The organism is Bacillus cereus group sp. MYBK108-1 (assembly GCF_051917185.1).
GTDB classification, from domain to species: Bacteria; Bacillota; Bacilli; order Bacillales; family Bacillaceae_G; genus Bacillus_A; species Bacillus_A cereus.
The window spans coordinates 41,952-56,241 of sequence record NZ_JBQAHZ010000031.1 but is presented as its reverse complement, the minus strand read 5'-3'; the positions used below and the strand labels follow the sequence as shown (position 1 = coordinate 56,241).

Below are 14,290 nucleotides of genomic sequence, written 5' to 3'. Positions count from 1 at the left end.
CGGATTAAATCCTTGAACGAGCGTTAACTTTAAATCCTTCGTAAATTTTGTCATACAAAAAACTGCACCTCCAATTGTTAGACTGTGTCTAACAATTGGGGTGCAGTTCATTGCAGAATGGCTTTTTTGTTCATATTCCGTTCATAAACTTTGCGTAAAATGATTGCAGCGAATATGGAAAGTTTACAGCAGGAGGAATATAATGAAGAAATTCTATAATGCGGCATGTAGTTACTTATTGGTTTATGATTTTGCTAAAAAAGTCATTTAAATAGATAGGAGTGGAAAGTATGATAGCACTTTTATCAAGTGTCGTAGCAGTTTGTATGGCTGTTGGGGTAATGTTTCTACGTTTTAAAGCAGCGAAAAAGCCGGTAACGAAAAAGAAAATTATATTACCACCAATTTTTATGAGTACAGGCGCGATGATGTACTTTTTACCAGAGTTTCGATTAACATCGTTAGAAATAGTTGAGGCAATTAGTATAGGGCTTATCTTTTCTATTTTTCTTATTAAAACAACTAAGTTCGAAATAAAAGGCGAACATATATTTATGAAACCGTCAAAAGCATTCATATTTATTTTAGTAGGCTTATTAGCTGTACGCGTGGCATTAAAGTCATATTTAAGCCAATCAATTGATTTGGCAGAGTTAAGCGGAATGTTTTTCTTACTTGCATTTGCGATGATTGTGTCGTGGAGAATTGCGATGTATCGCTCGTTTACTAAATTAGAAAAGACAATAAACAGAGCTGGAATTTCTATATAGGAAATCCAGCTCTGTTTATGTTTTATTAAAATTCTTTAGCGCGGAACTCATTTGCTTAATTTTAAACGTATTTGAGCATCTTGTAATGCGGCTGGTGTAACGTTAAGACCATTTTGATCAACAATTTTTGTGTTTAATAAAATGGAATCTAAGCTTCCACGAAATGTTTCTGTATAGTTTTGACGTAACATTTGTTGTTCTTGTTTTTCATCAACTGTTAATCCAGATGTTCTTTCTTTTTTTGATAATTCATTAATACGGAATAAAATGTTTTTCATTTGATTCACCTCTAGTTAGATTTAATTATATTAGTTACTTACTAATATATAGTTATTGTAACGCTTAATTTTTATTATGTCAACACCATCTAAAAGGTTAAAAATTGACGAAAAATTATAACAATAATAAAATGAATAACAGAGGACAATTAGCTTTACAAGCATACATAGAACACTAGGGGGATTATTATGAAATCAACATTTTTTGCTCAAAATAGAGAAAGACTAACGAAAACATTACCTGATGAATCCGTTACGATTTTATTTGCGGGACAAGCACCGCATATGTCAGCTGATGCACATTATAAATTTGTACCGAATCGTAATTTTTACTACTTAACGGGAATCGATGAACCAAATGTTATTTTAATGCTGAAAAAGTTTGGGAATAGTGTAGAAGAGACACTTTTCATTGAAAAATCAGATCCAGTAATGGAAAAATGGGTTGGGAAGACAGTTTCTAGCGAAGAAGCAGAGGGAATTTCAGGTATAAAGAAAGTTTTATATTTAGATAGCTTTGAAAAAGCAGTATCAAATATACTCTTTACAGAAAATGCGAAGCATCTATATTTAGATATAGAACGTCGCGAGTGGAATGGTACGGAGACAAAAACATTAGCATTTGCTAAACATGTAAGAGAAAAATACCCACACGTAACAATTGGTAATGTATATCCGAACATTTGTGAATTACGAGTATTTAAAACAGAGGAAGAAATTGAAATTATTAAAGAAGCGATTGCTGTAACGAAAGATGGTATTTACAATGTGTTAAAAAATGCAAAAGCAGGCATGATGGAGTATGAATTAGAAGCTCAATTTGATTTTACACTGAAATCATCTGGCATTAAGCACCATGCGTTCAATACAATTTTGGCGAGTGGGAAAAATGCTACAGTTCTTCATTATGAAGATAATGATGCACAAATTCAAAATGGTGACTTAGTATTACTAGATTTAGGTGCTCAAAAAGACTACTATAACGCTGATATTAGTTATACATTCCCGGCAAATGGAACATTCTCTAGTCGTCAAAAACAAATTTATAATATTGTATTAAAAGCATTAAAAGAAACAACAGCGCTTATTAAGCCAGGATTAAAGTTCGCTGCATTAAATGAGCATACAAAAAAGGTACTGGCAGAAGAGTGTAAAGCAATTGGTTTAATTCAAGAAGATGAAGAGTTATCAAAATACTATTATCATGGTGTCAGCCATTTCCTTGGTTTAGATACACATGATGTAGGAACATATAAAGATAGAATGTTAGAAGAAGGTATGGTTATAACAATTGAACCTGGTCTTTATATTGAAGGAGAATCAATTGGAATTCGTATTGAAGATGACATTCTTGTAACGAAAGACGGGTATGAAAACTTGTCAAAAGATATCATTAGGGAAGTTGAAGAAATTGAAGAATTTATGAGTGTAAATAATGAACATGTAAAAGGAAACCAAGCTGTAGTTAAATAATAAAAGAGTCATCACTAATTTATTTGAACTTTATCTCGAATCGTGGACAATTAAAAAATCCATGATTCGGGATAGGGTTCTTTTCTTCGAAATACTAATCTTTAATTATTAATCCTAATAAAGTAGCAAACTGAACAGCTTGATATGTTGATACTTTACATCCTCTTAAATCGTTCACTGAAACTGTAAGTGTATCAAAGGTAGAAGAACTAATATCTATCCCCTTCAGTGATGTCTGATCAAAATTAGCTTCATCAAGACTACATAATTGGAATTCAACTTTTTTAAGTTTACAGTCAAAAAAATCTGCATTATTTAATGAAGTTTCATTAAATATAATTTTTTCTAGTTTGGAATTTCCAAATGCTGCTAAATTCAAAATTGAATTCTCAAATTTAACATTTCCTAGGCTAGATTCTGTGAAATTTACTCCGATTAATTTACTATTTTTAAATTCGACTCTGTGAACAGAAGAATTGCTTAAATTAACATTTGATAAATCACAGTTTTCAAAACAAACATCTGTAATATCAATATTGCTAAAGTCTGTATTAGTGAATTTACAATTCTTTATCACTGCATCATACAATCGCACTCTATCTACACATTCATTTTCGAAAGTGGAGTCTATAATTTCACAGACTTCTAATGTTGGATCTTCTTCATAAAAAATATCTTGAAAATTCTTTGAAGATAACTCTGGTGAAATTTTTGGTCTATCAATTTTCATCGTATATCAATCCTCTTCTATTTGATATATTTGTGTAATTTGAGTCCATTGTCTGTAAAGAACATTAGTTCTTATTATACAAAAATCTAAGTTCTTTTGTGAAGAGCATTTTAGCTACATTTTTCTTATTTAATAATAGCAGTGTTATTGTTTCTTAAGAAATAACGTCAAAACAAATACGAGAACGGCTAATATAGTCGCTACAAGGAAAGCATTATGTATTTCTAAAATATTCGCCTCTTGTAATGTCTCCGCTTTTAGTAATCTTCCAATTAGCTTACGTAAGATCTAATTACATCTCCTTATTTTCTTGAAAATCAACTTCTATAATGATTTTGAAAAAGAAAAAGGGGGGATTTTCCATGAAGCGATTTGTATTAGCAGTCATTACAGTCTCTGCAATATTTTTAATTGCTGCCTGTTCTGTGACGACAAATACAACAAATGATCATAAAAATATGAATGATAAAAAAACACTACAGACTGAAACAGCTATAACACCATTGAAGGTTGAAAAAGGACCAGAAGTTACTTTAATAGCGAAAGAAGAAAAGCAAAAATTAAGTAACGGTGTTGTTGTTCCAGTCTGGACATTTAATGGCTCATCTCCTGGTCCAGAAATTCGGGTGAAAAAAGGTGAAAAGGTGAAAGTGACATTAAAAAATGAATTATCTGCACCAGTATCTATTCATTGGCATGGATATCCTGTCCCAAATAACATGGATGGAATTCCAGGTGTGACACAAGATGCAGTTGAACCAGGAAAAAGTTTCACTTACGAATTTGAAGCGAACGTACCAGGAACGTACTGGTATCACTCGCATCAAGATTCTGTAAATCAATTAGATAGAGGTTTGTATGGAGCGCTCATTGTAGAAGATACAAAGGAAAAATATGATAAAGATTACACATTAATGTTGGATGAATGGGTTACAGATAAAGAAGAAATGAATAAGCAGTTAAAAGAAATGACAAAAGGGCAAATAGGTAATAAATCTAAAGGTAATGAAAATGGGGAAAAGAATGATGATAAGAACGGCATGGATCATTCTGATATGAACATGGGCAGTGATCAAAAAGACTCTAGTAATATGGAAGGAATGGACCATGGAAATATGAAGATGGAAGGTCATGATATGAGTATGTACGATTTATTCACAATCAATGGAAAAAGCGGTGATTTAGTAGCGCCATTAAAAGTGAATAAGGGAGATAACGTTCGTCTTAGACTCGTCAATGCTGGTTATCTATCACATGATATACATGTTCATGGCCATGATATAAAAGTAATTGCGACAGATGGTCAACCAATAAACGATCCAAAAGTTATAGGGGATAAAGTAATTTCAATTGCACCGGGTGAACGTTATGATGTTGAATTTACTGCTAACAATTCGGGGAAATGGTATGTTGAAGACCATTCAGAAAATAAAGGTGCAAAAGGAATGAAAGCTGTTATTGAATATGATGGCAGCAAAGAGATGAAAGATAAAGCAGATGAAAAAGAAAAATTACCGAAATTAGATATGACGAAATATGGTGCTAAAAAATTAGGTAGTTTCACGTTAAATCAGCAGTATACTGCCACATATAATATGGACTTAAATACGCAAATGAATGGAAATGAAATGGTATATACAATTAACGGAAAGGTATTTCCAGATATTGACCCAATTCAAGTAAAAAAGGGTGATTTAGTAAAAGTAGAATTAGTAAATGGTTCTAAAATGGACGATCATCCAATGCATTTACATGGTCACTTCTTCCAGTTATTGAGTAAAGATGGAAAACCGATAGAAGGTTCTCCAATTGTGAAAGATACATTGAACTTAAAACCGGGAGAAGAATATGAAGTAGCCTTTGTAGCAGATAATCCGGGCGATTGGATGTTCCACTGTCATGATTTACACCATGCTTCAGCTGGGATGGTAACAGAAGTAAAATATACAGATTACAAATCGGATTATGTTCCAAACCGAAACATTCCTAATAAGCCAGAGTAATATTAAGCAGTTATCCTATGGATAGCTGCTTATTCATTTTTGTTGCAAGTACTAATGTATATGTTGATTATGCTCAGGTGAAGGTGAAGGAGTATGATCTGGGAATGTCGCGAATACGGCAACGATAATTACTACACTAATTGAAAGGAATAACAAAAAACGACGTTGGATAAAAGTAGAAAAGTTCTCCGATAACAATTGAATCACACAGGACATAGTAATCGTTATAGTAAGTAAAAGGCTAATGAACAATATACTATGAGCTTGTTGAGCGTTTAACATTTCTGTAATCATTGCTCCCATCATACTTGCCATTAATCCAGAGAACATTCCTTCTAAAGCAGTATATAGGTGAAAACGTAGACCCACTAAAAAACCGATAAAACCACTAATTAAAATAGCAAGTAAAGTAGAATATAGTAATTCCCCCTTAAAGAGAATGCCTAAATAAAAACCAATACTTAAACCGATACTCATACTAAAAGACATAATAAATACCATATACTCCATTAGGGTACCCTTACGTTTAGAAATATTGGATGTAATAAGAATTGAGGTACAGCAAAGTGTTAAGGTAGTTAACGTATAAGCAAACATTATGATACCTCCTTGTCCTATCGTTCATTTCATCATATGTGTACTTATGATAATTTATATCTGCATATTATCTGCACAATTTCATAGATGTAAGCAAAGGAACGCTTGATTTTTTAGGGCGTCTTTTTTAATTGTAAGCATGTGAAAGAAATTGTTATATTATGAGTTTCTATTGTGAAGCCATAAAGAATAAGCGTATAATATTATAGGTCTCCCATTTGCGAGACAAACCGCGAATGATAAATAAGATTGTTGTTTTATCATCGCTTCTAAACATATAGACAATGAAAGTAACACTGGAATACAGATAGGGAGTTATAAAATGAAATTAATTATTGCCGAGAAACCAGATCAAGGGTTGGCTCTTGTTTCACAGTTTAAATATCGCCGGAAAGATGGATATTTAGAGGTAGAAGCGAATGAGTTATTTCCAAATGGAGCGTACTGTACATGGGCAATTGGTCATTTGACGCAGTTATGTAATCCAGAGCATTATCACGCAGAGTGGAAAAAATGGTCACTTAATACATTACCGATGATTCCAGAGCGTTTTCAATTTGAAGTAACAAAGTCAAAGTATAAGCAATTTAACGTTGTGAAACAGCTGTTACATAATCCACAGGTAACAGAAATTATTCACGCAGGCGATGCTGGGCGTGAAGGGGAACTAATCGTACGAAATATTATTAATCTTTGTAACGTGCAAAAGCCTATGAAGCGTCTATGGATTTCGTCTTTAACGAAGCAAGCTATTTATCAAGGGTTTAAAAATTTACTTGATGAATCAGATACAATTAATACGTATTACGAAGCATACACGAGATCTTGTGCTGACTGGGTTGTTGGCATGAATGCATCACGTGTGTTTAGTATTTTGTTAAAGAAAAAAGGAATGAATGATGTATTTTCTGCTGGTCGTGTCCAAACACCAACGTTAGCATTGATTGTAAAGCGTGAGAAAGAAATTGAAAACTTTAAGTCAGAGCCTTTCTGGGAAGTGTTTGCAACCTTTAATATAGAAGGAAAGAAATATGACGGGAAATGGGAGAAGGATAATGAATCCCGCTTAAAAGACCCTGATATGGCGAATAAAATTGCGTCATTTTGCCAAGGGAAACCGGCTGTTGTGAAGGAAATGAAAACGGAGCGTAAAGAGTTTCAGCCGCCGCTTTTATTCAACTTATCATCACTGCAAGCAACGGCAAATAAAGCCTTTAAGTTTTCACCGAAAAAGACGCTTGATATAACGCAAGCACTCTATCAAAAAGGGATTGTTTCTTATCCACGTTCAGATTCTAACTATGTTACTCAAGGAGAAGCAGCGACTTTCCCTGATATTTTACAGAAGTTAAGTCAGTTTGATGAATATAAAGGTTTATTACCGGCTCCGGTTGAATCCATTATGAACAATAAGCGTTATGTAAATGAAAAGAAAGTAACAGATCACTACGCGATTATTCCGACAGAGCAAGTTACAAACCCAAGCAGACTATCAGGTGATGAAAAGAAAATATACGATATGATCGTAAGAAGGCTTATTGCAGCTCATTATGAAGTTGCAATCTTTGACTATACAACGATTGTAACGCTTGTAGATGAACGTGCTGAATTCATTTCAAAAGGAAAACAGCAAATTCAAGAAGGTTGGCGTAAAGTTATTTTCCAAGACGATAAAGATGACGAAACCATTCTTCCAATTGTAGCTGAAGGTGAAGAAGGAAAAGTTGTAAAGGTGAAAGTGAAAGAAGGGAAAACACAGCCACCGAAGCGTTATACAGAAGGACAACTTATTACGTTAATGAAAACAGCCGGTAAGTATTTAGAGAATGAAGAGCTAGAGAAGGTATTGAAGAAAACAGAAGGTTTAGGTACGGAAGCGACCCGCGCGGGTATTATTACGATGCTGAAAGACCGTAAATATATAGATGTAAAGAAAAACCAAGTGTATGCGACTGATAAAGGAAAAGTATTAATTACCGCAATTGGTGACAAAATACTAGCTTCACCGGAAATGACTGCGAAATGGGAACAACGTCTTGCGGAAATTGGTGAAGGTACAGCTTCACCAGCTACATTTATGGAACAGACGAAAAAGCTATCAGCTAAAATTATTGAAGACGCAGTGGAAATGTCTGAGAAGTGGGATTTCACGGGACTACATGTTGAATCGATTGAACGAAAAGGATCGAAATTTACAACGGGTAAAAAGGTTGGTAGCTGTAAAAAATGTGATGGCGATGTAATTGATAAGTCAACGTTTTACGGTTGTTCTAACTATAATACAACGCAATGTGATTTCACCATTTCAAAGAAGATATTAAGTAAAACAATTTCGCAAAAGAATATGACAAAGCTCTTAAAAGGTGAAAAGACTGATTTAATTAAAGGCTTTAAAAAGGGCGAGAAAACGTTTGATGCGAAATTAGAGTGGAAAGATAATAAGATTAATTTTGTATTTGAGAATTAATTTGTTAAAAGAGCATGACATAAAACTGTCATGCTCTTTTGTTTTTTCTTTTATATAAAATTTAACAATAAAAAAAATCCTTTAAATAATAATTTTTTATTGTAAAACGATAAATTTTGTATTAAAATCATAATAAATGAGTGACGTGCTTTTGTTAAAAGGTAACAACCTTATTTTTAAAATTAGAGGAGGTATAACTATGAATATTAACAATTTGATTGTTAAACATATGGATAACCCCCATGAGTTGGAGAAGATGTATAGAAAAGATCCGAAAGCTTTTAAAAAAGCATTCTCACAAGCATGGGCCCAAAACCCTGATTCTCAAATTCTAGGTGCTTGGTATGAAAGGTTGCATTTCAAGGAGAAAGTAAATAAAGAAAAAACATCTTTGTTTCAAAAAGGTTTCTTATTCATGGGCCTTTTAGCTATTTTGGCCGGCATAAGCACCAGGATCATTTTCCACTTTGTTGAGCAGGAAGCAATTGCTCCAATAAACTTGGCTTTTGGTGTAATTCCCTTTATTGCTGCTTATTTTGTTTACAATAATAAGCCGAAAAAAAGTATTATTTATTCCCTTATAGCGTTATTCCTAGTTTCCGGGGTGTATCTTAATACATTGCCAATAAATTATAAAGACAGTACCATACTTGCTTATTTACATCTTCCTATATTTTTATGGGTCTTAGTAGGGCTTGCATTTACAGGAAATGAATATTCAAAAGGCAGTACAAGATTAGCCTATATTAAATTTAATTTAGAATATTGTCTTCTCTACGGGAGCATGGCAGTGAGCGGAATGATACTAGCAATATTCACCATGCGTTTATTTAGCTTTGTTGACTTAGATATAGGAGAATTCTATTTTAGTAATGTTGTTTTATTTGGAGCAGCGGCTCTCGCTATTGTGGCTACATACTTAGTATCAATGAATCTTAGGCTTGCTAAAAATATTACACCATACATATCTAAAATTTTTAGTCCTCTCGTCCTGATCACGTTGCTTATCTATCTTATAACGGTAATTTGGGTCGGGAAAAATCCGTTCTTGGATCGCAATTTCCTAATGGCCTTCAACGGAATCCTCCTTGTTGTATTGGCTGTTACCATATTTTCTATCGTTGAAAGTGACTCGGACGAGAAAAAGAATATTTCAGATTATATAAATTTTTCCTTAATTGTTCTGGCGCTTATTATTGACACTGTCGCATTGTCAGCCATAGTATTTAGACTTTCTTCTTACGGGATTACGCCTAATAGACTTGCTGTTTTAGGAGTAAACATACTGATTTGGGCAAATCTCATTTGGATTATGTTTGCCTATATGCGTTTCTTGCAAAATAAATCAGGACTAAAAGCTATCCAAGATGCCGTTACGAAGTATTTGCCAATATACGGACTTTGGGCAGCTTTCGTTATATTTACGTTTCCTATCATTTTTAATTAGAAAGGATCTGTTAATGCGGGAGTGGTGAGGGCTAATAATCATTGGGGGATGAACAAAACCCCCAATGATTAAAGTTTCACTTTATTACAATTGGTATTATTACGTTTGTAGTTTCGGTAATTTCATTTGTATTGATAAATAAGAAGCAAGTGTTGTATGTAATCTTTCCATAATAAAAACCGTCCCAAAATGGGACGGTTTTTATTATGCGTATTGCCGTTTTTTCTTAATAAGCAACAAAACTTGTGAAACAAAAGCTAGTACCGGTAACTCAATCAACGGTCCAATAACGAGTGCAAGTGCGATAAGAGGCTCGTCTGGAAAAGCTGTTACAGCGATAGCGAGTGCAACAGGTGAGTTTCTTGCTAACGTTGTTAAGCTTAGACTTACTGTATCTTTGTAAGATAAATGCATGATGCGCCCGATAAATTGTCCTAGTAAGAAATTAATGATGAAGAACAATAGAACAGGAACGAGTAATAATAAAACGACATTCATATTTTGCAGTAAATATTTACCTTGTGATGCAAACATCGCTACTATTGCTAAACTTAAAAATACAATTTGAGCAGAGCTGAAAAACGGAATGAGTTTATTCTCGAGAGTTTCAGCTTTTTTCATTTTATTCATAATGAACTTTGTAGCGTGTGCAAGTATAAATGGTAAGACGATTACGATAACAATACTTTCTACTAAAACAGAAATCGCTACAGCTTTCATGACACCAGCAAATAAAAATAAATAAATGGGAAGGAGCAGTACTTGCAAAATTAAATTTACAGGTAAAATTGCAGTAGAAAGTGCTACATTACCTTTCGCTATTTCAGTAAAGATTAAGTACCAATCTGTACATGGAGTAACCATTAACATTATAAATCCAACCCAAAGTGCTGGATGATCGGAAAGAAATAGTGCTCCTAACCCCCAAGCGAGTAAAGGTGTCCATAAGAAGTTAATAGTAAGACTTGTTCCAGCAAATTTTAAATTGCGAAATCCGTTTTTTATTTCTTTTAATGGAATGCTGAGGAATAATCCATATAGCATGAAAAATAAGAAGGGGACAATAAATTTGTCTGAATACGTATGTATCATATTAAATTGTCCGAGTACGATGCCGCATGTAACAGCAAAAAGAATAATAAAAGTTTGAATCTTTTCTATAGTGCTCATGAATAAATCCTTTCTATATATGAATTTTCCTCTCAAAGTTTATTATACAAGTAATAAAGATGTATTTGGTGTTCAATTGTATTTTAGTTAATATTTTTAAATTGAGATTTTATTTTTTATTAAAAGTTACTTGACTAAAGTAAGTGACTATATTACAATCACTTACATAAGGTAATTAAATAACAAAAAGTTGTGATAGCGTAACTTAAGGTATCTATTGGAACTTTTTCTTAGAATAAGAATTTTTATGATGATGAATAATGAATATGAAAAGAAAGATTAGGTGAAGAAAATGGGACTATTTAGCTCATTATTTGGTAAAAAAGAAGAAAATACGAATGTAGAGGGGAATAAAAAAATGTCAAAAGTATTATTTGTAAAAGCAAACGATCGTCCAGCGGAGCAAGCAGTTAGTTCAAAAATGTATGAAACATTTGTAAGTACTTATAAAGAAGCAAATCCAAATACAGAAATTACGGAATTAGATTTATTTGCATTAGATCTTCCTTATTACGGAAATATCGCGATTTCAGGTGGATATAAACGTAGCCAAGGCATGGAGTTAACTGCTGAAGAAGAGAAGGCAGTTGCTACAGTAGATCAATATTTAAATCAGTTTTTAGAAGCTGATAAGGTTGTATTTGCATTCCCATTATGGAACTTTACAGTACCAGCGCCATTAATCACATATATTTCATACTTATCTCAAGCTGGAAAAACGTTTAAATATACAGCAAATGGCCCAGAAGGTTTAGTTGGTGGTAAAAAAGTAGTTGTGTTAGGTGCTCGTGGTTCAGATTACTCTTCAGAGCAAATGGCTCCTATGGAAATGGCAGTTAATTACGTAACAACGGTACTTGGATTCTGGGGAATTACAAATCCAGAGACAGTTGTAATTGAAGGACACAATCAATATCCAGATCGTTCACAACAAATTGTTGAAGAAGGTCTAGAAAACGTTAAAAAAGTAGCAGCAAAATTTTAATTCATGATAGTAAATGGAAAAACCAACATGGATGACCATGTTGGTTTTTTAGTCTATTTTTCATGTTAAAAAATGTATATTTATAAAATAAAAGAAAAGTTCGAAAATAGTATTGCAAAATATTATATAGCAAACTATAATGAGTTCAAGAATAGTTGATACTTAAATTAAATATTCAGAAAATTCAATTAGTTAAAATTGGAAAATGAGATAAGGAAACTTGAATGGGGGTTATATTATGGCGAATAAAGTACCGTTTTCGTTCATAGTAGTTATTGGATTAATGTTATTTGCACTATTTTTTGGAGCGGGAAATTTAATTTTCCCAGCGATGCTTGGTCAATCAGCAGGAGAGAATGTATGGATTGCTAACGCTGGATTTTTAGTAACTGGTGTTGGATTACCATTACTAGGTGTGCTAGCATTTGGTTTTTCAGGTAAAGATGATTTGCAGTCGTTAGCTAGTCGTGCTCACCCAGTGTTTGGGATTGTGTTTACAACAGTTTTATACTTAGCGATTGGTCCGTTATTTGCAATACCGAGAACAGGAAATGTTTCTTATGAAATTGGTCTTAAACCGTTTATGCCAGAAGGAGTAGGTTCTACACCTTTAATTCTTTTCACAATTATATTCTTTAGTATCACTTGTTTTTTTTCGCTAAATCCCGCGAAAATTGTCGATATTGTTGGAAAAATCTTAACACCAATTAAGTTGACTTTCATCGGTATTTTAGTAATCGTTGCTTTTATACATCCGATTGGAGATATGCAAGCACCAGTGGAAGCTTATACATCACATGCATTCTTTAAAGGATTCCAAGAAGGATACTTAACGATGGATACGCTTGCATCATTCGTATTCGGGATTATCATTATCAATGCTATTAAAGAAAAAGGTGCGAAAACGAAAACACAAATTATGGTCGTTTGTGCAAAAGCGACAATTATTGCAGCATCTATTTTAGCAATTATCTATACAGCACTTTCTTATATGGGTGCTTCAAGTGTTGCAAAGCTTGGACATTTAGAGAACGGCGGAGAAGTATTAGCGAAAGTTTCTAACTATTATTTCGGATCATATGGCGGAGTATTATTAGGATTAATGATTACAGTAGCTTGTTTAACAACTAGTGTGGGACTTGTATCAGCATGTTCTTCATTCTTCCATAAGTTATTCCCAAATGTTCCTTACAAAGCAATTGCAATCACGCTATGTGTATTTAGTGCAATTGTTGCAAACGTAGGATTAACACAATTGATCGCAGTTTCTGTTCCAGTATTAACAGCAATTTATCCACTAGCAATCGTATTGATTTTCTTAACATTCTTCCATTCATTATTTAAAGGAAGAGCTGAGGTTTATCAAGTGAGCTTAATCGTAACATTTATCATCAGCTTATTCGATGGATTAAGTGCAGCTGGAGTTAACATTGAAGTAGTAAGCCAAGTGTTCACTAAATTCCTTCCGATGCAGGAAGTAGGATTAGGCTGGATCTTCCCAGCCATTATCGGTGGATTTATCGGATATGGACTTAGCATTTTAAAAGTGAAAAACCAAGTTCAACCAGCAACTAGAGCGGATAAGAAAATAGGTTAAATAAAAAAAGTTATAGAACTTTAAAATGTACCCTATAGAATAGACACTTGAAAAAGTCTATCCTATAGGGGATTTCTTGTATAATAAAAGGAAAATTGGGATCGGAGAATGTTAAAAATGACAAAAAAGCTATTTACAGAAAGAGAAATTCAAATTCTATCAAATAACCTATACGTAAAATCTGTAAGTCAGAAAGGTATCACTTATACAGAGGAATTTATGGGAAAAAGCATAACTTTACGTTATGCTTTTTTGCAATTTCAAAAATGGAATTTAAGGGGATTTTGAAGAATTAGTAAAGGTTAGAGTTCTATGGTTACAGAATGATTTTTAATTATTAGGTTAAATATTAAATGGAAATTTGAAGGAGAGTACCAGTTACTAATTTAAGATTTCTTTATTAGATCTTTATATAGAAAATAAAAAAAGAGCCTGTCCCTGAAACAAGCTCTAGCTACAAGAAATAGCGTAATTGAGATGTCTATATATTACCATTTACTGAATGGAAATTCTAGGTGTATTATGTTGAGAAATAAATTATATGTATCTTAATGAAAACTTCATTTGAGATTAAATAAAGTCCCTAAATATAGGGCGTTAAAGTTTTAATTAACTACGTGTGAAGGGAAGTTTTAAAATATTTTTTTATGAGGAAAAACAATGAGGAAAACTATAAACCAGCATCTTTTATGAAAATTAAGTATGTAATTAGTTCATGATAGAAGAAATGGTTCAGTTTATAAAAAATTAATTTAAGTGTATTTTACTTTGCA

Annotated in this window: 12 protein-coding genes; 8 read left to right on the top strand and 4 right to left on the bottom strand. The window is 33.0% G+C overall.

Translation table 11 applies throughout. From position 1 onward, the window contains the following. The first annotated feature begins 290 nt into the window (after positions 1-290). Complete coding sequence (locus ACTFSL_RS27365) at positions 291-770, top strand: CcdC family protein (protein ID WP_000561074.1); 480 nt, start codon at positions 291-293, stop codon at positions 768-770. Positions 771-817: 47 nt separating this feature from the next. On the opposite strand, the gene ACTFSL_RS27360 is transcribed toward ACTFSL_RS27365, so the two are convergent. Next, positions 818-1,048: a DUF896 domain-containing protein gene (locus tag ACTFSL_RS27360; RefSeq protein ID WP_061457044.1), complete on the bottom strand. Its 231-nt coding sequence runs from the start codon at positions 1,046-1,048 to the stop codon at positions 818-820. Between the two features lie 189 nt (positions 1,049-1,237). Here ACTFSL_RS27360 and ACTFSL_RS27355 point away from each other — a divergent pair, with 189 nt between their 5' ends. Further along, positions 1,238-2,521, top strand: a complete 1,284-nt coding sequence (locus ACTFSL_RS27355) for an aminopeptidase P family protein (protein ID WP_440042698.1) — start codon at positions 1,238-1,240, stop codon at positions 2,519-2,521. A gap of 94 nt (positions 2,522-2,615) precedes the next feature. Here ACTFSL_RS27355 and ACTFSL_RS27350 read toward each other — a convergent pair whose 3' ends face one another. Next, positions 2,616-3,251, bottom strand: a complete 636-nt coding sequence (locus tag ACTFSL_RS27350; protein ID WP_000687265.1) for a pentapeptide repeat-containing protein — start codon at positions 3,249-3,251, stop codon at positions 2,616-2,618. A gap of 362 nt (positions 3,252-3,613) precedes the next feature. Here ACTFSL_RS27350 and ACTFSL_RS27345 point away from each other — a divergent pair, with 362 nt between their 5' ends. Beyond that, positions 3,614-5,254 carry a multicopper oxidase family protein gene (locus ACTFSL_RS27345; RefSeq protein WP_440042697.1) on the top strand — a complete coding sequence of 547 codons (1,641 nt, stop codon included), beginning with the start codon at positions 3,614-3,616 and terminating at the stop codon, positions 5,252-5,254. Positions 5,255-5,305: 51 nt separating this feature from the next. Here ACTFSL_RS27345 and ACTFSL_RS27340 read toward each other — a convergent pair whose 3' ends face one another. After that, positions 5,306-5,851 (bottom strand): hypothetical protein, encoded by a 546-nt coding sequence (locus ACTFSL_RS27340; RefSeq protein WP_440042695.1) that lies wholly within the window; start codon positions 5,849-5,851, stop codon positions 5,306-5,308. A gap of 322 nt (positions 5,852-6,173) precedes the next feature. On the opposite strand from ACTFSL_RS27340, the gene topB reads away from it, so the two are divergent. Beyond that, positions 6,174-8,318 (top strand): DNA topoisomerase III, encoded by a 2,145-nt coding sequence (gene topB, locus ACTFSL_RS27335; RefSeq protein WP_440042694.1) that lies wholly within the window; start codon positions 6,174-6,176, stop codon positions 8,316-8,318. A gap of 199 nt (positions 8,319-8,517) precedes the next feature. After that, a complete protein-coding gene (locus tag ACTFSL_RS27330; protein WP_440042692.1) occupies positions 8,518-9,765 on the top strand; it encodes a DUF4153 domain-containing protein in 1,248 nt (415 codons plus the stop codon). Positions 9,766-9,969: 204 nt separating this feature from the next. On the opposite strand, the gene ACTFSL_RS27325 is transcribed toward ACTFSL_RS27330, so the two are convergent. Next, positions 9,970-10,935, bottom strand: a complete 966-nt coding sequence (locus ACTFSL_RS27325) for an arsenic resistance protein (protein ID WP_061457049.1) — start codon at positions 10,933-10,935, stop codon at positions 9,970-9,972. A gap of 292 nt (positions 10,936-11,227) precedes the next feature. On the opposite strand from ACTFSL_RS27325, the gene ACTFSL_RS27320 reads away from it, so the two are divergent. The 3 genes from ACTFSL_RS27320 to ACTFSL_RS27310 all read left to right on the top strand — a co-directional run bounded on the left by ACTFSL_RS27320 (position 11,228) and on the right by ACTFSL_RS27310 (position 13,805). Beyond that, positions 11,228-11,920, top strand: coding sequence for an FMN-dependent NADH-azoreductase (locus ACTFSL_RS27320; RefSeq protein WP_000522528.1), 693 nt, complete (start codon positions 11,228-11,230; stop codon positions 11,918-11,920). 238 nt (positions 11,921-12,158) lie between these two features. Further along, positions 12,159-13,517, top strand: a complete 1,359-nt coding sequence (gene brnQ / locus ACTFSL_RS27315; protein WP_001284786.1) for a branched-chain amino acid transport system II carrier protein — start codon at positions 12,159-12,161, stop codon at positions 13,515-13,517. A gap of 117 nt (positions 13,518-13,634) precedes the next feature. Beyond that, a complete protein-coding gene (locus ACTFSL_RS27310) occupies positions 13,635-13,805 on the top strand; it encodes a hypothetical protein (RefSeq protein ID WP_162900575.1) in 171 nt (56 codons plus the stop codon). Positions 13,806-14,290: the final 485 nt, after the last annotated feature.